The organism is Vibrio quintilis (assembly GCF_024529975.1).
Taxonomy (GTDB): domain Bacteria; phylum Pseudomonadota; class Gammaproteobacteria; order Enterobacterales; family Vibrionaceae; genus Vibrio; species Vibrio quintilis.
On record NZ_AP024897.1, the window covers coordinates 3,008,774 to 3,029,333 of the forward strand.

Sequence of the window (20,560 nt, forward strand, 5' to 3'; positions counted from 1 at the left end):
CGTTATACCCATGCTTTAAATACTGGAGAAATCAATTCATAAGGCTGTGTTACAGCCTCCGGCATCCGGGCCGGATGATGCAATGTACGGAACTGCTGGTTACTGTCGGTCCAGCTCATCGACTGGCAGGGACCGAGAATTGTCCGGATATCTTCATCCGTCAGCTGATGAACAATCTCTTCCCAAAGCGGGCTGCCGTAATATCGGAAAAACAGTGGTGCACTGTCGATATACACATCATGAAGTGCCTGTAAATGCGCCATTAGCGTTTCTTCATCAAGTGAGCGCTCACAGGAAAACAACACACAACTGGTGCGCAGGGCATAATCTTCCACCATTTGAATGGCAATTTCTTCCGAACCGGTAAAACGAAAAGCGACCGGACTCTGCGCCAGCAAATGTTCATGCTCTGTACCAACAAATAGTTTTTGCATCGCGGGGGCTTCTTCGCATTGATAAGCCAGTTGTGCAATATCCGGCACCCGGACTGTATCGACGACCAGCCAGTGATCCATTTCCGGTGTCGTCATTAATTTCTCTAACGCTTTATGCTTCATGATGCTTTCCCCTGACACGGACAATCAGAACGCGGGCAGGAGCCATCTGGTTGTTTCTGACACTTCTTAACCAGTGGCAGATTATCAAGTGCAATTTCGATAAATGATTCCGGTGAAATTGGGGTTGGCTGGTGCCGCTTCGGCGTTTGCTTCGCCGCAGGCTTCTCTTTCTCCACATAATCCACAATCACCGCCTCAGCACCGGTCATACCGGTAATTTCCGGTGGCACCAGCTCTTCCGGTGGCTCTAATGCTTCAAGGATTTTCGGCATCACCGCATCTTCGCCGCCGTAACCGGAGCCGCTGCCGGCACTGCCGCCGGAGTTGAGGTTAATCGCCGGGCCGACCACACTCACGCCGCCCGGATCGAGCTTGACGAAAGTGCCGCCGACTTTGACCGTGATTTCACTGCCCGCCTGAAGCACCACCGAGTTGCCGCCTTTGAGATGTACTTCTGAGCCAGCGTCCAGCGCCATCTTGCCCGCAACTTTTTGATGGAATTCTTTATCGACGCTGACGGTGCGGTTTTTGGTGATCTTGCTGCGTTGTTCGCCTTCGATGACTAAGTGATCGGCTTTTTTGATATTGCCGTACTGGTCGTTTTCGATCGTCTCGTGGCGGTCGTGTTTGATATCAGTGGTTGAATCGTTTTCAATCAGGGTTTCAATATCTTTCTGCGCATGCAGAGAAATCTTTTCGCTGCCGGACTGATCTTCAAAACTCAGCTCGTTATAGCCTTTGCCCTGATGGGTTTGGGTGCGCAAAACAGTTTTGGTTTTATTCGCTGGCAGTGCGTACGGCGGTGTGTTACTGGCGTGGAAGGTTCTGCCGGTGACAATCGGCTGGTCCGGATCGCCATGCAGGAAGGAGACAATCACTTCATTACCGATGCGCGGCACCGTGACCATGCCCTGCTGTGCGCCTGCCCAGCCCTGTGAGACGCGGATCCAGCAGCTGCTTTTATCATCGGAGCCGTCGTAACGGTCCCACGGGAAATGCAGTTTGACCCGGCCGTGTTCGTCGGTGTAAATCTCTTCTCCCGGCGGGCCAACCACCAGCGCGATGCTTGGGCCATCGACACGGGGTTTGGGCTGCGGGTGCGCACGCCAGACGCTGTCGCCGGGAATCAAAGTAAACTGGTTGCTGTAGTCGGTTCCTCCGCCACTGCTGCCTTCTTCCAGCGCCTGCGGCTGGCTGCCGGTGTGAGAGACCTGTACCGCCAGCCACAACCTGTTCATCGCATCATCGTCATGCTCTTTGACCTCAAACCGCTGCCCGGCCTGAATTTTGGTTTCATCACTCTGGCCGCTGACGGTGTGCGCCGCGCGGCGCAGGTATTCCAGACGGATTTTGGTGAAGGCTTTGCCGTTGCCATCGTCTTTAAAGCGGCCGGGGAAGTCGAAATGCTCGTACATTTCTTCCTGATAATCCATCGCCGTGCCGTCTTCTTTTTGTGAGAAGTTGTAATCCGGCTTTTTAAAGCTGTAGTCACGCATTTCAATTGAGCTGACTTCAGACTGCTTACGCTCGGTCATCGAGGAGATATAACCATCCGGGTTCGCGCCGCCGGACAGGCAGTTGTACGGCGCTTTACCGCCCAGTTTCGGGAAGCCTTTGTCGTGGTCGGTGATCACCAGCATGTGTTTGCTGTCTTCGTGGGTGTACATGTACATCATGCCTTCTTCAGCCGCGAGGCGGTGGAAGAACGCGAGGTCGTTTTCGCGGTACTGGACACAGTATTCACGCACGGCAGGTGTGCGTTTGAGGTCAAAACAGAAGTCAGAAATGCCCATTTCTCCGAGGATAATCGAGAGGATATCCTGGGCATTTTTCTGCTGGAAAATCCGGCTGTTGCGGCGCAGGGCTAACCGTTCAAGTGACGGCACCAAAGTGATCGAATAAAAGGTGTGGTGATGGCCGGTGTCGTGCTTATCCAGCGTGCGGATCACACCATGAACTTTCTGCACCACTTTGCCGTTGCGGATCACTTCCAGCAGCGCTTTGCTGTCGATGACCTTTTTTGCCGGCAGGCTACTGCTGCTGCGACTGGCTAAGTCGATGTGATAGCGGTAGCCAAAATACGGATTGCCACTGCTGTCAACTGAGTCTGAAATGGATTCGTTACCCTGAAAACCACGCACGACGAGGGTATCGTCACTGATCCCATCGATGGTCAGCCTGAAATTTAGTCTTCTCATTATGATGCCTGTACGTTGTTATTACCTTTATACCCAAATCATCTTCCTGACCCAAACCACCTGAAGATGTCCGGTATCTGATGCTTTTTGTAAATCACGTTTTTTGCCGGTAACGCTCTGTAAAAAGCACTTCTTTTATCAAACCAACATGTATAACAAATGAACAATTTATTGATTTTTCATATACCCAAACCACCTGAAGATGCAGGTTTCAGGTGGTTTGGGTATATCATTTAAGCCGGGACGACAAACTCAACGAAAATTGTTTGTATTCTACACAGTTGCATGCATCAGCAGCATATTGAGAGAAGTCTTTTTATCAATTGGTTGAATAGATTGGGGTAAATATCACACTTACAAAAACAACCACTTGCATTTCACTCATTTGCACACAATTCATCAACACTCAAACCGATCAAATTATGACCAAATCCTAAAGCGTTTTTCTTTCAGTGAATCTCCCTGAGTGCATTTTAAGAGTCAGTGTATAAATTCAAACAACAACCAAAAACCAGCATAAAAAATTACTTTTCTTTTATATATCAGCCAATCACATCGGAGCCATTTAGACTATGCTAACGAGCAAATCAGATATTTTTAGATTTTTATTCTTTTAAACAAGGATTTGGTGTAACTTAATAAAAAAAATCAACCTGTTTCGGGGAAACAACCATGCAAAATATCGGGATGTCATCAAAATTAGATAATGTCTGCTACGACATCAGGGGTCCGGTCTTAAAACATGCGAAACGCATGGAAGAAGAAGGTCATAAAATTCTGAAGCTGAATATCGGAAATCCCGCCCCGTTTGGTTTTGACGCCCCGGACGAAATTCTGGTTGATGTGATCCGTAACCTGCCCACCTCTCAGGGCTATGCTGACTCCAAAGGCATTTATTCAGCCCGTAAGGCCGTGGTTCAGCATTATCAGAAAAAAGGTCTGCGCAGTCTGGATGTTGAAGATGTGTATATCGGCAACGGCGTTTCTGAACTGATTGTGATGGCAATGCAGGCGCTGCTGAATAATGGTGACGAAATGCTGGTACCGGCGCCGGATTATCCGCTGTGGTCGGCCTCAGTGGCGCTATCCGGCGGAAGTGCGGTGCATTATTTGTGTGATGAGTCAGCAGACTGGTTTCCGGACCTTGATGATATCCGCAAAAAAATCACCCCGAAAACCCGCGGCATTGTGCTGATTAACCCGAACAACCCGACGGGTGCGGTTTACAGCCGGGATTTTCTGCTGGAAGTGATTGAAATCGCCCGCAAACATAAGCTGATTATTTTTGCCGACGAAATCTACGACAAGATTTTGTATGACGGCGCCACCCATACCTCGATTGCAACACTGGCCGACGATGTGCTGATGGTGACATTTAACGGCTTGTCTAAAGCATACCGCGTCTGTGGCTTCCGCAGCGGCTGGATGTTTTTATCCGGGCCGAAGCATCTGGCGCAGGAGTATGTGTCCGGGCTGGATATTCTCGCGTCAATGCGTTTGTGTGCCAATGTGCCGATGCAACACGCCATACAGACCGCACTGGGCGGTTATCAGAGTGTCAATGAACTGATTCTTCCCGGCGGGCGGTTGCTGGAGCAACGGGACCGTGCCTGGGAGATGATTAATGATATTCCCGGCGTTTCCTGCGTGAAGCCAAAGGGCGCGATGTATCTGTTCCCGAAAATCGATGCCAAAAAGTTTAATATCCGCGATGATCAGCTGATGGTGCAGGATTTTCTGATTCAGGAAAAGGTTTTGCTGGTTCAGGGCACCGGATTTAACTGGCCGAAGCCTGATCACTTCCGGATTGTGACTCTGCCGCATGTGGAAGAACTGGAAATCGCCATCGGCCGTCTGGAACGTTTTTTAACCACATACAAACAGTAAATCAGACCGCTCTCAGCGCTGTACTTAAGGTTTGACTGATTCCGTCGCATCATTACCCTGTCAGCCGGGTAAAATACGACAGATTTTCAGTCAGACCTTTTTTAATATGGTCTGTCGGAAACAGCTCAGCCGGTCAACCCGGAAAAACGATCCTGTACAAAAAAAGTCCAGTAAAAATAGCGGAGTACATCAATGAATTCACATAACCGGGCACTGATTACCGGCGCCTCCGGCGGCATTGGCATGGCGCTGGCACGCATCCATGCATCTCAGGGAGGGGATCTGGTCCTTGTGGCCCGCTCGGAAGATAAACTGAATCAGCTCAAAGAAGAACTGACCTCGCAATATGGCGTTGAGGTGGTGGTGATTATCGCCGATCTCTCACTGCCGGATGCAGCAGACACCGTTTTCCGCCAGACGCAGAACACTGATTTGCAGATTGATATGCTGATCAACAATGCCGGTTTCGGCGGACACGGTTATTTTCACCAACGGGATGCAGCCACAGAGCAGTCCATGATCCAGGTGAATATCGCCAGCCTGACCCAACTGACCCACTGCTATCTGCCGGGCATGGTGTCACGCGGTCAGGGACAGATTCTGAATGTCTCTTCCATTGCCTCATTTTTCCCCGGCCCGCTGATGGCGGTTTACTACGCGACCAAAGCCTATGTCACTTCGTTTTCACTCGCACTGGCAGAAGAAGTGGCGGACAAAGGTGTCACCGTGACGGCGCTCTGCCCCGGCCCGGTCGATACCGGCTTTATCAGCACCGGCCAGCTGGACAATGTTGCGGTGTTTCAGCATGCCCGGTCTGCCGAATCTGTCGCCCGGCTGGGTTACCAGGCGATGATACGCGGGCGGCTGGTTGCCTTTGATCACATCAAATACAGAGTGCTGGTGAACTGGATTGCCCCGCTGCTACCAAGAAAGCTGGAACTGAAGTTGTCCCGTCTGGCGATGGAGCGACAGGGAAAATAACCGCCTTCCGGCGGTCAATTATTGCAGATCAATCAGCCACACGGCGGCTTTCAGCCGGGAATTCAGGGTTTTCAGCAGGTCTGCGGCTTCATTTTTTCTGGGTTTGTTCCATGACTGGGCCAGCACTTTGGTCAGGCGATCAGAAAGCGCCAGTTTACCCCCAGCACCACCAGCCTGCGCATTTCTGATCGACGCGGGCTTTATCTATTCAACCTGACTCACTATTTATCTGGCACAGATCTCATTTTGTTCAAACTGAGCATTCCTTCATCAATCGTTTATCCTTACACTGCATATGCATCCAATTTTACATATATAAAAATCTTATTAATCAATTGGATACATTCGCTATATTTATGTCCGGAACATTGAAAAGGCTGCATTCATCCTGTTCAACAAGCCCCCGGACATCATTTACTAAAAGGATTACTCAATGAAAAATATTGTCCCGGCTCTGGTGGCTGCAGCAGGCCTGTTTGCAACACCTTATATGGCTTATGCTTCGGCAGATTTCTCCGCTTCTCTGCTATCAGGTTCAAGAATTATCAACGGCACTCAGTCAGCCAAAAATCAATGGCCATTTATGGCTGTGCTTGTCACAAAAGGAAGTAATACCGTTTATAGCGGACAACTTTGTGACGGCACATTTCTTGGCGGCCGCTATGTTCTGACCGCAGCACACTGTGTTGTAGACGAATATACCGGCAAGAAAACGTCTGCAAATACGTTACAGGTTGCTATCGGTGTTTTTGATCTTAAAAGTTCATCAGCGAAGAAAAAACTCGTCAATGTTTCGAAAATTTATTCACATCCCAAATATGACGGTATCGTCAATGATATCGCGATCCTGAAATTAGCCAAAGAGGTAAGCGGAACCAAAGTTCAGCTGGCAAGTCAGGATCTGGTGAATGCCTTACAAAACGGTAATACCACGACCGCCATCGGTTGGGGCGCCACTTCTGCGACTGAAGATATTTACCCGGCAAAACTTCGTCAGGTCGATATGCCTTTCGTCGAGTGGCAGACTTGTCAGAACCTGAACAGTGAATATCTGAGTGTGGATGAGTCCAATGTGTGTGCCGGTTATCTTGAAGGCGGCAAAGCCACCTGTTACGGCGACAGCGGCGGCCCGCTGGTCTACAAAGATAACGGTGTTTATAAACAGATCGGGATTGATAGCTGGACAGGCGGCGACTGCGCTCAGGCCAATGCTTATGATGTATTTACCAACGTGGCTTATTACACCGACTGGATTAATAATATCATGAATAATTAATCTGCCCGGATAATGGTCATTACCAAGACAGACAGATGCAACCGGGTTGCATCTGTCTGTTTTACTTTCCGGCTTGATTTCCCGCCTGAATGGCAATGCCCCGGGATTAGCATCCTGCCTCAGGCATATCTCAGGCTGGCATGATTGCAGACGAACTCCGCTTCAGGTCCGGAAAAATCCATCACCCGGTGGCAAAGTTTAGTCAGCAGATCTTTCTTGTGGCTGACCAGTATCATAGTGCAGCCAATCTCCTGCACAACTTCCATCAACAGTGCCAGTGTTTCCTTAGCGGTCAGCGGATCCAGCCGGGTGGCCGGTTCATCGGCAATCAGGAGTTTGGGTTTCAACAGCAATACCCGTAACATTGCGAAACGTTGCAGCTCTCCGCCGGAAACCTGCCGCGGAGTACGCGTCAGCAGCTCCGGATGAAGATTGAGTCTTTGCATCATTTGCCGGACGGCAGACTGCTCAATCGCAAACTTGTTGCAAATGTCATCCATCAGTGTTCCCAAAGTACATTGGGGTGCAAATGCACCCGGCGGATCCTGATAAAGTTTCAGTTTTTCTCCCGGCCGGAATGATTCAAAATAATCAATCTTTCCTGACTGCTGCGGAATCAATCCCAGAATGACCTGACATAAGGTGGATTTACCACAGCCGCTTGGTCCGCTGATTCCAAGTATTTCGCCTTTGTGCAGCGTGAATGACAGATCTTCCAGCAATACCCGGTTACCGGCGGCAATAGTCAACTGATGTGCACTCAACAGCGGCTGAGCCGCATGTTGCACCGGACTGTCCGGCCAGTGTTGCGGATGCGTTGCTTCTATCAGCTGACGGGTATAATCATGTTGAGGCTGACTGAGAATATCCTGCGCCACTCCCTGCTCAAGGATTTCGCCGTCACGCAGCACAATCAGCTGACCAGCCAGCTGTTCCGCAACCTGAGTATCATGCGTAATGGTAATCAGTGTTTCCCTGTCCCGGTGCTGAATCAACATATCAACCAGCCGGTCCCGGTGCAGATTATCCAGCCCTTTGGTCGGCTCATCTGCAATCAGTACTTTTCCGCCGGCACTGGTAGCACACAGATAAGCACTGCGCTGAGCCATACCTCCGGACAATTGCGCCGGATATTTCGTACCGTGCCCGCTCAGGCCAATCTCATCGAGCTGTCTGTCAAAAGATTGCTGTGCCTGTTCAGCACTCTGGCCGGAGACCAGCTCATGCACTTCAGTCACCTGCCCACTGATTCGCATCAGTGGATCCAGCGCCAGCGAAGGCTCCTGCGGTAAAATAGAAAAGTCCGTTCCCCAGCACTGTTCACGTTCAGAGGGCGACAGGTTATGCAGAGCGCTGCCGGCAAGGTAAATTTCCCCGCTGGCGGTAAACCCTGGCGGTAAATCACCGATGATTGATTTCACCAGTAAGCTTTTTCCGGCTCCGGTTTCTCCCAGAATGGTCAGCGATTCACACCGAGCCAGTTCAAAACTGACCGGACCGACCATCCGCAACTCGCCGTGGAAAACTTCCAGATTGATCACTTTAAGCAACGGGGTCATACCAACTCCTCAGAATTTTTTCCCTGTGATAACAGATGACAGGACAAAATAATCATGGACACCACCACAATCGGCTGAATCAGAACCCAGAAGGCCTGGTGATAATAACGGAACAGTTCCACCATCATCATACCCAGTTCCGCTCTGGGCGGCTTCAGGCCGACGTACAGAAAGCCGAGTGCAGCCAGCGCCAGCACAGCATTTCCGGCACCGAAGCAAGACAGGGTATATACATCATTTTTCATCACCGGCCAGATATGGCGGCGAAACAGATACCAAGGACCAAAGCCGAATAAGCGGGAAGACTCAAACGCATCGGAACGGACGGCGATCATGGTCCGGCTGCGAATCACCCGGAAGAAATCCGCCCACATGGTAATCGAAATCGCGATAAACAAGAGCACAAATGAGCCGGGAAATATCGCCCCGAACAGCAGCACGATCACCAGTCCGGGTAAGGCCATCACAATATTCACCCAGACCGAAAGAACCCGGTCCGCCCAGCCGCCTTTCCAACCGGCCCAGACTCCGGTAAGCAGACCGGTAACGACAGCCGTAGTGACACAGAGTCCGGCCATCATCAGTGAATTCAGAATCGCATCAGCCAGCCGGGCTGAATTGCTGCGCCCGAGATGATCGGTGCCCAGCGGCATCCCTTCAACCGGCGCTGAAAACACCAGATTGAGATTCTGGGCGGATGTACTGCCCTGGATCAGCAGTTTCTCGAACAACACAAACATGAACAGAAGGCAGAGCATTCCGATACCACCCCATTGCGCACGGGACAGCTGAGCACAAAAGATACGCAGATGAAATATCATGCCGTAACCTCCGTATTCTGGCGGTAACGGGGATCCAGACTGTACTGAATCATATCAATCAAGGTATTGATCACCACAAACAGCAACCCCATTAAAAGCGCCGCGCCCTGAATCACAGGCACATCCCGGCTGAAAACAGCATGAGACAGCGCGTGGCCAATCCCCGGCCAGGAAAACAGGGATTCAATCATCACGATACCTTCGATCAAACCTACCGCCTGCACACCGATAAACGCCATCACCGGCAGCGCGATATTCAGCCGCCCGTGACGTTGATAGGTTTGTGCCTCCGTCAGTCCTTTAAAGCGGGCAAAACGATAGAAAGGCGCCCTGAATACGGTTCTGGCTGTATTTCTGATCATCCGGTTAGATAACGCAGCGAGTGACAAAGCCAATGCAAGCGCCGGTAAAATAACATGTTCAGGACGACCAAAACCGGCGACCGGAAGCCAGTGCAAATGCAGGGCAAACAGCAAAATCAGAATCAGGCCAATCAGAAACACCGGCTGAGCCCGCATAAATCCGGAGAAAAACAGCGCGGCTTTATCGCTGATCGAGCCGGCATACCGGCCACAATAAACCCCGATCGGAAATGCAATCAGCAACGACACCAGCACCGCGATCAGAGCCAGCCATAACGAATAGCCTAAATGGTGGAATACTTTCTCAGCCACCGGTTCACCACTCAAGAGTGAATTGCCGAGGTGAAAATGACATAAGTCCCACAGCCAGCTGAAATACTGAGACAGCGGTGATTGTTCCAGCCCGAGTTCCTTTGAAACTGCTTTGGCCGCATCCAGATTGACGTAGTCATAACCATACCGCCCGGCAGCAATCCGGAATGCCATATCACCAGGCAGCAGTTTCATCATAATAAAAGTAATCGTTCCGACAGACCAGGCGACAAAAATCGCCTGGTATAACCGGTGAATCAATAGCTTAATCATCGGTGGTTAACTCGGTCAGGTGGTAATCTATTTCGTAAGGATCAAATCTGAAACCGGAGATATGCTTCCTGAGGCCAACCAGCTGCTGGCTGTAAGCAATCGGAATCACCGGGAGTTCTTCTGCCAGAATCCGGGCCACTTCCTGTGACATCGCTGCTTCCTGCTCTGGCTCTTTCCCGCTGATAAGCATGGAAAGCAAGTGATGGATCCGCGGCGAATACCAGTTCATATGCCCCCAGTCACTTCCTTTCGGCGAAGAGAAGTCATTAAACAATATCGGCAAAGGGCTGCCCAACGTGCCAAAGTTACGTGCAATCAGTGCCATATTCAGCGAATTATCATGGTGTTTGAGCGGAATCACACTGGAGTTATCAATGTTCACATTAATCATGATACCGATACGGGAAAGCTGATCCTGAATCGTTGTTGCCAGTACCGGCAATTCCGGACGGTCTGCATAAGTTGACAGCGTGAGTGAAAACAGCTGTCCATCGCGCTCAAGCCAGCCTTTATCGTTACGCCGCCAGCCCAGATGATACAAAAGCGCTTTCGCCGTATCGAGATTCTGTTTTGGCTGATAATCTTTAAGATGCCAGTCTGCCTGCGCATCAGAAAACAGCTGATAAGCCTGTGAACCAGGTGCATGCAGGATAGAAGAAGCAATCGCTTCACGGTTCAGCGCCAGACTAATCGCCTGCCGCGCCTGCTTTTCAGACAGGAAAGGATGCGTGTTATTGACTTTTAACAGAATGGTCCGGGGCAAATTATACGACTGGACGGAAACATCCGGGTTATCTGCAAACATGGTCCGGCTGTTCGGGTCAATTGAGAATGCCATGTCAGCCTGACCACTTTCTACCATCAGAGCACGGCTTTCGCTCCGGTGCCCGGCCAGGTAACTGATTTCGTCAATCTCTCCCTGAGTTCCCCAGTATCCGTCAAAACGACGCACATCGGCTTTATGCGGCGCAGTCAGCTTTTGTACCTGATAAGGCCCGGTGCCGTAGAGCTGTGTGATCTGCCCGTTTTCATCATAAGCCGTCGGAGAAACAATTCCCAGACTGTAATGAGCCAGTACCGATAACAGCGGGACATAAGGCCGGCTGAGATGCAGGGTGAATGTATTGCCTTCAGCTGACATCGATTTCACCGGTATTTGTTTAATCACGCCAGGCTTTTCGCGGGCAAATGTCAGCGTTTTCAGTACCGCTTTCGCATCCAGTGGCGTGCCGTCATGGAACTTTACATTATCGCGAATTTTAAACTGCCAGGTTAATCCCCGGTCAGACTGTTTCCATTCAGTTGCCAGAAGTGGGATCACATGACCATCGGTTTCAATACCGGTCAAGGATTCAGTCACACCAAGGCGGCTGAAAATAAATCCGTTTTTAGATAAATCCAGTCCATGAAACTCAAAGGGACCAGAAATCGTGATGCGTGAAATCTGTGGTTCACTGTCTCGTTGATACAGACTGAAAGCAATCAGTCCGGCGACCAATACAATAGCCAGGAAAAATAACTTTTTCATATAAATTACAAAACCATCAGTTAATATATGTTATAACATAACAACAAAGCCATATAGTATTCAATATATATTGATTTAAATCAATATGTAATAATAGCTCAAATACGCTCATATACACCCAAGCAACCTGAAGATGCAGGTTGTTTGGGTATAGATGAATAAACAAAACCATATTTCGTAAAACAAATGCAGGATGCAGTGTAAGATCTTTGAGATGCCCCGGTATTTTTGTTATTTTCATTCAACACCTTCAGCTTATCGGTTTAATCAATCAGCCTTATGAAACAAAGTCATTTTTTTGCCTATCTGGCCCGAATGAAGTTAATCCAGCGCTGGCCGCTGATGCGTTCAGTTTCAACGGAAAATATTTCAGAACACAGTCTTCAGGTGGCATTCGTCGCTCACGCACTGGCTCTGATTAAGAATAAGAAATTTGGCGGGCAGCTGAATCCGGAACGCATCGCAATTCAGGCGATGTATCATGATTCCAGTGAAGTGTTAACCGGGGATTTACCCACACCGGTGAAGTATTATAATCCGGAAATATCCAGAGAATACAAAAAAATAGAAGCCGCTGCCGAGCATCAGTTACTGCAAATGCTGCCGGAGGAGTTTCAGGAAGACTTTGCCCCGTTTATCCGCTCAGACGCCGCTAACCCGGAAGATACTGCCATTGTCAAACAGGCCGACTGTATCTGCGCTTACCTGAAATGTCTTGAAGAGATGAGTGCTGGCAATCATGAATTTTCCCGCGCCAGAAAACGTCTGGAAGTGACACTTGAAGAGAGAAAATCGCCGGAGATGGATTATTTCCTGTCGGTTTTTGCCCCAAGCTTCGAACTAACACTGGATGAGATCAGCTGATCTTGTTATCTGCCGGTCCTTGCTTCAAATTCAGGAACCAGATCAACATTCAGGAAGATGATGGATAGCGGCGACGGACATCTGGTGACATGTGTGACATCTGGAACTGAATCATCTGTTCAAAGCAGCTAAGCAGCGGGCTGAAGTCCTGCGCCGGTTGCCAGACAGATAACAGATGATACCCGGCTTCGACAGTCGATAAACACCCTTCCCGGGGAGCTTTGCGTATCTGGTAATTTCCTTTCAGCTCTTCAGGTAAAGACAATCGCGGCAGCCCGTGCAAATTTTCAGAAAGCTGCCACATTTTGTAGGCTTTCTTCCAGGTGCCGTCGATCAAAATTACTCTGGTTTTCTGCTGTGGCGCAGGGACGTCATTCACACTGATGGCACCTTCTCCGGGATACAAAACATAGTGACGGGTATCCGGCTCAGACAATAGCTGATTCAGTTGCGGGTGACGGGTAAAATCTTCCCCGGTAAAACAGTGGGCGTCAGGCAACGAAAGCTGCAAAATACGGGCGGTTCCCAATGGCCGGCTGACTTCAGTCGGATGCTGAAGAATGATAAGCTCAATCTCAGACGATAACGAGACAATCAACGGGCAGATACAGGCTTTATGCGCTTTCCCACATTTCGGACAATAACGACAACTCATCTTCATCTATACCTTATTCCGGCTCTCATCAGCCTGATTTGTGTCTGTGCTCAGTTTTCACCGCTGGCAGGATATTTTATCTGGGACAGACATGCAATCATACAGGGGCAGTGGTGGCGAATTCTGACCGGCAATTTCACGCACACCAACTTTTATCATCTGGCGATGAATCTTGCAGCCCTCTGGCTGATTTCACTGATATTCAGGCCATCCCCGCGTCATGCACTGGTGATAATTGGTGTTTGTAGTCTGAGCATCGGCATAAGTCTGTTCTGGACTGATATCATTCGCTATGTCGGATTATCCGGCGTGTTACACGGTTTATTTGCCGGTTATGCTTTGCTGGAAATACTGGCCGGACGGCGCAGCAGCTGGCTGTTGTTAGCCGGTGTTGCGGGCAAAGTGGGCTGGGAACAATGCTTTGGCGCATCGCCAACAACTGTGGCGCTGATTCAGGCACCGGTTGCAATTCAGGCTCATCTGGCCGGGTTTATCTCCGGGATTGTGATTGTACTTATCATTCACCGGTTTACCTTATCCGGTATTCAGGCTACGGACAAATCCTAATCATCAACGCTGATTCGCCATCAATGGCGAATCAGCACACCTGACAGATCAGAGACGTTTAACCGGCACATAGATGAAGTCCTGCCCGGTTTTCTGACAGTTGAAGTCATGGGCCGCACCGGCAAGTTCCATGTGATTCTCTGCCAGATACTGACGCACTTCTGCAAACTTATTCTTACTGTTATTCCGGACATAAATATATTCATAGCCGGGAATCGTCCATTTAACCCAGCCTTCCGGCGCCTGAGCATCATCCAACACTTCCGCCCCTGCCAGATAAAGCCCGCGGGTAAAGTCATTTTCCCATGGCATAAAAGAGCGGGAAAAATCAGACATCACGCCCCAGATACCGCAGAGTCTGCCATTTGGCTCTCTTTTCACCAACGAATCAATCTGCTTAAACTGCGTCTGAACATCACGCCACAATAACTGAATGAATCCCTGCCCGTCTTCGGTCGAGCCTTCTTTGCCAATAACGGAAAACGATTCTTTCACACAGGTCTGAATATCCATGTGTTCTCCTTTTTATAATTTCTGATTTATCTTTGTCACTGATTCAGACAATCGGACGCCGCCCGCGGCTGGCGAGCTTTAACAGAACACCATCTGCCGCTTCACCCATCACACCCGATAATTTTTCTGCCAGCTTTTTCTTTTGTACATAGTGCACTGACAATACAGTTTTGTCCTGACATGCCGCCGTTACCAAATCGTCTGAAGTTATGATTTCATCCACCAGGCCCAGTTCTTTCGCTTTTGTACCAAACCAGTGTTCTCCGGTTGCCACAGAATCCACATCCAGCCCGGGACGGTGGTCACGAATGAAATCCTTGAACAGAACGTGAGTTTCTTCCAGTTCACTGCGGAATTTTTCCCGGGCTTTATCGGTATTTTCACCGAACATGGTTAAGGTACGTTTAAATTCACCAGCCGTCAGTTGTTCAAATTCAATATCATTCTTTTTCAGTAACTTATTAAAGTTCGGCAACTGAGCAATCACACCAATGGAACCAACAACCGCAAACGGAGCCGACACCAGTTTATCTGCTATACAAGCCATCATATAACCGCCGCTTGCAGCAACTTTATCCACTGCAATCGTGAGCGGCAGTCCTGCTGATTTCAGCCGGTCCAGCTGAGATGAAGCCAGCCCGTAACCATGAACCATACCACCACCCGATTCGAGACGGAGTAAGACTTCATCACCTTCTTTGGCAACGGCAAGAATCGCGGTGACTTCTTCACGCAGCGAGCCCACTTCTTTCGCATCAATACTGCCGTGAAAATCAAGAACGAACAGATGTGGTTCGCGTTTGGCTTCCAGTGAACCTTCTTTGGCTGCTTTCTTAATCTCTTTCTCAGCTGACTTGTGCTTAGATTTTTCACTTTTCTTTTCCGCTTTGTGACGCGCCTTCAGAAATGCGTCGTCATACATGCGGGATTCCAGCTGTTCGATCGTCTCTTTATGCTTTTCAGTCAGATTGACAATTTCAAGCTCCCCTTTGGCGCTACTCTCTTTGGATGCTTTAACCAACAGTAAAACCGCAATGATGGCGGCTACCACAGTCACAATCTTTGCCAAAAACAGACCGTAGTCCAATAAAAATTCCAATGTTCTTATCCTCTTTAATACGAATTGATGTATTGTAGCGAATCTTTGCAACCAAATCATAATCATAAGAGGACCGGGAATGACTTATTCTGTAACAGCGGACACGTTAAAAGACCGGATTATCCTGATTACAGGGGCCAGCGATGGTATCGGTAAACAGGCAGCGATCAGTTACGCACAACATGGTGCATCGGTGATTTTATCCGGCCGCAGCCTGAGTAAACTGGAGGAGACTGCCAAAGCAATCCATGACGCCTGTTATCCGCAAGCATCAGTGATTACTCTGGATATGATGAAAGCCACCCGACAGGACTATCTGAGTTTAGCGAAGGTGATTCAGTCAGAATACGGCCGGTTAGATGGCTTACTTCACAGTGCGGGTCAGTTAGGCGATATCTGCCCTTTTGAAGCGATTGAAGAGCAGGTTTATGACGAAGTGATGCAGGTCAATGTGAAAGCGCAGTTTCTGCTGACGCAGGCCTTATTACCGTTATTGAGACAATCAGCCGACAGCCGGTTAATTTTTACCTCTTCAACGGTGGGTCATGCCGGACGTGCCAACTGGGGAACTTATTCTGTTTCTAAATTTGCCACAGAAGGCATGATGCAGATTCTGGCCGATGAGCTAAAAGAAACGACAGTTCGGGTAAATGCAATTAATCCGGGCGGAACCCGGACAGGCATGCGCGCCAAAGCATTTCCACAGGAAGATCCCGGCACACTGAAAACACCGCTGGATATCATTCCGCTCTACCTTTATCTGATGGCGCCCGAAGGTATTGAGATTCACGGGCAGTGTATTGACGCGCAAAAAAGTAAACAGCGATCTTAATCTGTCATATAAAAAACGGGCAGAAACGACTCTGCCCGTTTTTTTCAATACTATATCAGGGTGATGAAAGGCTATTTATTCGGGGATAACAAATCACGCAAACGGTCTTGCGCGACTTCCACCAGCATATCCGGCTGGAATTTGGAGATAAAGCGATCACAACCAACTTTTTTCACCATGGCTTCATTAAAGCTGCCACTGAGTGATGTATTAAGCGTAATAAACAGATCTTTCATCCGGGCATCATTACGAACTTCATAAGTCAGCCGGTAACCATCCATTTCCGGCATTTCCGCATCGGTAATCATCAACAATATTTCATCGGTGACCGTTTTCCCCTGATCACACCATGACTTCAACAGGTTATAGGCTTCCATCCCGTCACGGCATTCGATAATTTCAAGCCCCAGTTGAGATAAAGTACCTTTAACCTGATTACGTGCGGTCGTTGAATCATCAACAATCAAGACCTTCCGGCCATGCATATTATCAAGCAGGTCGCGATCCAGCACTTCTTCCGAAATCGATACATCGTAATCAATGATTTCAGCCAGAACTTTCTCCACATCAATAATTTCAACGATCTGAATTTGTTCCTGTTCCTGAATATGAGTGATTGCGGTCAGATAGTTAGCTCTGCCTGCTGTTTTAGGCGGCGGCTGGATTTCAGTCCAGGCGGTATTAATGATGTTTCTGACCTGCCCCACCAGAAAACCCTGTGTGGTCCGGTTATATTCGGTCACAATCAGGTTTTGTTCTTCTTCCTGATCACCATGGAATGGCGGAAAACCTATCGCTCTTCTCAAATCGATGACAGGAACCGGCTCCCCTCTTAATGAGGCAACACCTGTAATATGATTGTGAGAACCTGGCATTTTGGTTAAAGTCGGCATTTTAATGACTTCTTTAACTTTAAAGACATTAATCGCAAAAATCTGTCGGCTGTTCAGCTTGAAAAGTAACAGCTCAAGACGATTTTCTCCCACCAGATTCGTGCGTTGATCGACCGTATTTAATACACCTGTCATACGAGATTCCACCAGTAAAAACAATTAACAGTATATACTCAATCAAATCAGAAGTAGCATTTGATGCCAAAGATTTTCTGAGTATATCAATAAATATTCATCCTACATATACCCAGCGCAGCATAACATGCAATGATCAGTATATTTGGTGTATAACATTATCTTTTATACTCAGGCAACCAGAAAATGCAGCATAAGACAGACGATATCCGGCTGCTCCAGAAAACGATGAAATAAAAACAGTCAATGACTCAATATACCTGATTCAGCGATCAACGATGGCCATCAGTAAACTGCCATCATAAAGTGCCTGCTTAATTAAGGCAGCCCCCGGCATGGTTGATTGTTTATAAAAACGGGATTCCATAATCCGGACCTGTTTCCAGTACATAGGATGCGTTTGCGCCTCAATACATTCAAACATCGATGGATATAAAACGTCTTTTGCCAGGTTAATAATGCCACCCAGTAAAACCTTTTCCGGATTGAAAATATTAATCACGATGGCAATAGCCTGCCCGAGGTAACTCCCAAGCTGTTCCATAACTTCACAGGCCAACGGATCACCGTCCGATGCGGCCATACAAATATCTTCAATCGAAATATCTTCCAGCGAATTCAGAGACGACTGAGCCCCCTGCTCTATCCGGGCAAGCACCTGCTTGCGGAGCGCATGAGAGCTGGCAACCGTTTCAAGACACCCCCGGTGACCACAATGGCATGGTAAACCACTGGGATTAATCTGGATGTGGCCTAAATCTCCGATATGTCCCAGCCTGCCCTGCAAAACGCGGCCATTCACAATCACACCAGCACTCAGTCCGTTATGAATTGAAATCAGGACCGAGTTATTATTCTCCTGAGAGTGACCAAAAAGCTTTTCAGCCAGCGCCCAGGCACGGGTGTCATTGGCAATAAAGACCGGAATCCGGGTCACACGGTAAATTTCAGAACTCAGTTCAAAGTTACGGACATTGTAATGTGGCATTTCAAGCACCACGCCGCGCTCAGCATCCACAAGCCCCGGCAGTGTCAGGGCGATACTGGTAATCCGCTCAATCTGCGAGATATAGGTCAGGAAAAATTCTTCTATTTCATGTAACAGCCGTGCAAGTAAATCATCCTGATCGATTTCATGGATATCTATCTTGGTGTCAATCAGAACATCACCGCCCAACTCATGCAGAGCGATGGTTAAATACCCCCGCCCGAGACGCATCGATAAAAATTGCCACCCCTGATTTCTGGTTTGCAGACCAACAGCAGGACGACCACGACTAATCGCTTCCTGAACTGTTGTTTCATGAATCAGTTGCGCATCAATCAACTCCCGGGTAATTTTGGTAATACTCGCTGGCGCGAGTTCACTTTCTTTCGATAAATCAATCCGGGATATCGGACCTTTTTGATCAATCAGCTTATAAACACGTCCCGCATTAATCTGCTTTATATGATCAATGTGGCCTGGCTGAGCCATATACATGGTGCACTCCCAAAATCAACAACATGCTAATTTTTTTACTTTGCAAAGAAATTGTGAAGCGCTTTAACATATGAGCGTGACAAGCATCACGCAGATTCATTGAAGTTTGTGTCAGAAGTCAAATGATCATTCCTGACTTGAATAGCTTCAGGCCTTTCCTGATGGTTTTTACAGCGAATAAATCGAAAAATTCTAATCAGGAGAAAAAGAAAGTCAATCAAACAGATTAATCCGGCATTTTTCAGGTTCTCTCATATACTTAATTGTGCTCATCCCATTATCGTAATTCAGGAGCATAGCATGACGAAGATAGTGCGAAAGACCAAAATTGTAACAACGCTGGGCCCTTCAACTGATCAGGACAGTGTGCTTGAAGAACTCATTCTGACAGGTGTCAATGTCGTACGTATGAACTTCTCGCATGGCACTGCTGAAGCGCATAAGCAAAGAACCAGAAAAATACGTGAAATCGCAGCAAAGCATAATCTTAATGTTGCCATACTCGGTGATTTACAAGGCCCGAAAATCAGAGTATCGACATTTGAGGAGGGAAAAATCACACTGAATGTCGGCGATCGTTTCACTCTGGATGCAGAACTGCCTCCCGGAGCAGGAACACAGGAGGCCGTTGGTATTGATTATAAACAGCTGCCGGATGATGTTCACAGAGATGATATCCTTTTACTGGATGATGGCAGAATACAGCTGCAGGTGTTGATGGTCGATGACAATAAAATCTTTACCACGGTGACCGTTGGCGGGGATTTATCCAACAATAAAGGGATTAACCGTAAAGGAGGCGGACTTTCTGCGCAGGCCCTGACAGAAAAAGATAAACAGGATATTTTGCTGGCAGCTGAACTCGAAGTTGACTATCTGGCCGTTTCTTTTCCCCGCAATGGCGAAGATATGGAATACGCCAGGCGACTTTCCAGAGATGCCGGGATGAATACCAAGCTGGTTGCAAAAGTCGAGCGGGCAGAAACCGTCTCATCTGATACCAATATCGATGATATCATCATGGCTTCTGATGCCATCATGGTTGCCCGGGGTGATCTGGGGGTAGAAATCGGGGATCCGGAACTGGTGGGTGTACAGAAAAAACTAATTCAGCGGGCCAGAGCCTTAAACCGGGTCATTATTACGGCTACGCAGATGATGGAATCCATGATCGAAAATCCAATGCCAACCCGGGCTGAAGTCATGGATGTTGCCAATGCAGTGATTGATGGGACAGATGCCGTTATGCTCTCAGGTGAAACTGCTGTCGGCAAGTATCCGATAGAAACGGTCAAATCAATGGCTAATGTTTGTCTTGGCGCCGAAAAAATGATGTCCGTGAATACACAGAACTACCGTCTCAACGGCAGTTTCGCCACCGCCGGAGAAACGGTATCAATGTCTGCTGTTTATGCAGCAAACCATATGGAAGGAATCAAGGCCATTGTGACGCTTACCGAATCCGGACGTACAGCATTGATGACGTCAAGACTTAACTCTGAACTGCCTATTTTTGCTCTCTCCAGAAACGAAACAACGCTCAATCGTTGTGCACTTTACCGGGGAGTAACTGCTCACTATTTTGATTCGAAGCAGGAATCCAGTTATGACGCTGCGCTTGAAGCATTACAGATGCTGAAAGAGAAAAAACTTCTCGATTTCGGTGATATTGTGATTATTGCCCAGGGCGACATGATGGGCGTGGAAGGCACAACCAACTGTCTGAGAATCTTACCGGTCTTCTGATTTCCCCCGGCAGGGTCAC

The 20,560-nt window shown here is 48.4% G+C and carries 18 protein-coding genes; 7 read left to right on the forward strand and 11 right to left on the reverse strand.

Annotation, left to right across the window (positions count from 1 at the left end; all coding sequences use genetic code 11):
- Positions 1 to 2 precede the first annotated feature (2 nt).
- Together OC443_RS13840 and OC443_RS13845 are read right to left on the reverse strand one after the other, a co-directional pair.
- Positions 3 to 557: a DUF4123 domain-containing protein gene (locus tag OC443_RS13840; RefSeq protein WP_073581590.1), complete on the reverse strand. Its 555-nt coding sequence runs from the start codon at positions 555 to 557 to the stop codon at positions 3 to 5.
- Entirely contained in the window at positions 554 to 2,755 is a 2,202-nt protein-coding gene (locus tag OC443_RS13845; RefSeq protein ID WP_073581588.1) for a type VI secretion system Vgr family protein, read from the reverse strand. The genes OC443_RS13840 and OC443_RS13845 overlap by 4 nt, the downstream gene beginning before the upstream one ends.
- Positions 2,756 to 3,427: 672 nt before the next feature.
- Here OC443_RS13845 and OC443_RS13850 point away from each other — a divergent pair.
- The 3 genes from OC443_RS13850 (at position 3,428) to OC443_RS13860 (ending at position 6,899) form a co-directional block, all read left to right on the forward strand.
- Positions 3,428 to 4,642 (forward strand): pyridoxal phosphate-dependent aminotransferase, encoded by a 1,215-nt coding sequence (locus OC443_RS13850; protein ID WP_073581586.1) that lies wholly within the window; start codon positions 3,428 to 3,430, stop codon positions 4,640 to 4,642.
- A 192-nt stretch (positions 4,643 to 4,834) separates the two neighbouring features.
- The gene (locus OC443_RS13855) at positions 4,835 to 5,623 is read left to right on the forward strand and encodes an SDR family NAD(P)-dependent oxidoreductase (protein WP_073581584.1); all 789 of its coding nucleotides are present in this window, start codon (positions 4,835 to 4,837) and stop codon (positions 5,621 to 5,623) included.
- 433 nt (positions 5,624 to 6,056) lie between these two features.
- Positions 6,057 to 6,899 (forward strand): S1 family peptidase, encoded by an 843-nt coding sequence (locus OC443_RS13860; protein WP_073581582.1) that lies wholly within the window; start codon positions 6,057 to 6,059, stop codon positions 6,897 to 6,899.
- A 119-nt stretch (positions 6,900 to 7,018) separates the two neighbouring features.
- Here OC443_RS13860 and OC443_RS13865 read toward each other — a convergent pair whose 3' ends face one another.
- Genes OC443_RS13865 through OC443_RS13880 form a run of 4 tightly spaced genes read right to left on the reverse strand, consistent with a single transcriptional unit; the run spans position 7,019 to position 11,754 of the window.
- Positions 7,019 to 8,458, reverse strand: coding sequence for an ABC transporter ATP-binding protein (locus OC443_RS13865; protein ID WP_073581580.1), 1,440 nt, complete (start codon positions 8,456 to 8,458; stop codon positions 7,019 to 7,021).
- A complete protein-coding gene (locus OC443_RS13870; RefSeq protein WP_073581578.1) occupies positions 8,455 to 9,279 on the reverse strand; it encodes an ABC transporter permease in 825 nt (274 codons plus the stop codon). Before OC443_RS13870 ends, OC443_RS13865 begins: the two co-directional genes overlap by 4 nt.
- Positions 9,276 to 10,226: an ABC transporter permease gene (locus tag OC443_RS13875; protein WP_073581576.1), complete on the reverse strand. Its 951-nt coding sequence runs from the start codon at positions 10,224 to 10,226 to the stop codon at positions 9,276 to 9,278. The genes OC443_RS13870 and OC443_RS13875 overlap by 4 nt, the downstream gene beginning before the upstream one ends.
- Positions 10,219 to 11,754, reverse strand: coding sequence for an ABC transporter substrate-binding protein (locus tag OC443_RS13880; RefSeq protein WP_073581574.1), 1,536 nt, complete (start codon positions 11,752 to 11,754; stop codon positions 10,219 to 10,221). The genes OC443_RS13875 and OC443_RS13880 overlap by 8 nt, the downstream gene beginning before the upstream one ends.
- A gap of 279 nt (positions 11,755 to 12,033) precedes the next feature.
- Here OC443_RS13880 and yfbR point away from each other — a divergent pair, with 279 nt between their 5' ends.
- Positions 12,034 to 12,618: a 5'-deoxynucleotidase gene (gene yfbR / locus OC443_RS13885; protein WP_073581572.1), complete on the forward strand. Its 585-nt coding sequence runs from the start codon at positions 12,034 to 12,036 to the stop codon at positions 12,616 to 12,618.
- 49 nt (positions 12,619 to 12,667) lie between these two features.
- Here yfbR and OC443_RS13890 read toward each other — a convergent pair whose 3' ends face one another.
- Positions 12,668 to 13,273 carry a tRNA-uridine aminocarboxypropyltransferase gene (locus OC443_RS13890; protein ID WP_073581570.1) on the reverse strand — a complete coding sequence of 202 codons (606 nt, stop codon included), beginning with the start codon at positions 13,271 to 13,273 and terminating at the stop codon, positions 12,668 to 12,670.
- Between OC443_RS13890 and rrtA the strand changes: the two genes are divergently transcribed.
- Positions 13,235 to 13,840, forward strand: coding sequence for a rhombosortase (gene rrtA, locus OC443_RS13895; protein ID WP_073581568.1), 606 nt, complete (start codon positions 13,235 to 13,237; stop codon positions 13,838 to 13,840). The two genes, OC443_RS13890 and rrtA, sit on opposite strands and share 39 nt — an antisense overlap.
- Positions 13,841 to 13,888: 48 nt before the next feature.
- Here the strand turns inward: rrtA and OC443_RS13900 are convergent, their stop codons facing one another.
- Together OC443_RS13900 and sohB are read right to left on the reverse strand one after the other, a co-directional pair.
- The gene (locus tag OC443_RS13900) at positions 13,889 to 14,353 is read right to left on the reverse strand and encodes a GyrI-like domain-containing protein (protein WP_073581566.1); all 465 of its coding nucleotides are present in this window, start codon (positions 14,351 to 14,353) and stop codon (positions 13,889 to 13,891) included.
- 43 nt (positions 14,354 to 14,396) lie between these two features.
- Positions 14,397 to 15,452, reverse strand: a complete 1,056-nt coding sequence (gene sohB, locus OC443_RS13905) for a protease SohB (RefSeq protein WP_073581564.1) — start codon at positions 15,450 to 15,452, stop codon at positions 14,397 to 14,399.
- Between the two features lie 79 nt (positions 15,453 to 15,531).
- Between sohB and OC443_RS13910 the strand changes: the two genes are divergently transcribed.
- Complete coding sequence (locus OC443_RS13910; RefSeq protein ID WP_073581562.1) at positions 15,532 to 16,284, forward strand: YciK family oxidoreductase; 753 nt, start codon at positions 15,532 to 15,534, stop codon at positions 16,282 to 16,284.
- 71 nt (positions 16,285 to 16,355) lie between these two features.
- Here the strand turns inward: OC443_RS13910 and OC443_RS13915 are convergent, their stop codons facing one another.
- Entirely contained in the window at positions 16,356 to 17,312 is a 957-nt protein-coding gene (locus OC443_RS13915; protein ID WP_073581560.1) for a chemotaxis protein CheV, read from the reverse strand.
- A gap of 265 nt (positions 17,313 to 17,577) precedes the next feature.
- Complete coding sequence (mlc, locus tag OC443_RS13920; protein ID WP_073581558.1) at positions 17,578 to 18,795, reverse strand: sugar metabolism global transcriptional regulator Mlc; 1,218 nt, start codon at positions 18,793 to 18,795, stop codon at positions 17,578 to 17,580.
- 300 nt (positions 18,796 to 19,095) lie between these two features.
- Between mlc and pyk the strand changes: the two genes are divergently transcribed.
- Positions 19,096 to 20,541, forward strand: a complete 1,446-nt coding sequence (pyk, locus tag OC443_RS13925) for a pyruvate kinase (protein WP_073581556.1) — start codon at positions 19,096 to 19,098, stop codon at positions 20,539 to 20,541.
- Positions 20,542 to 20,560 lie beyond the last annotated feature (19 nt).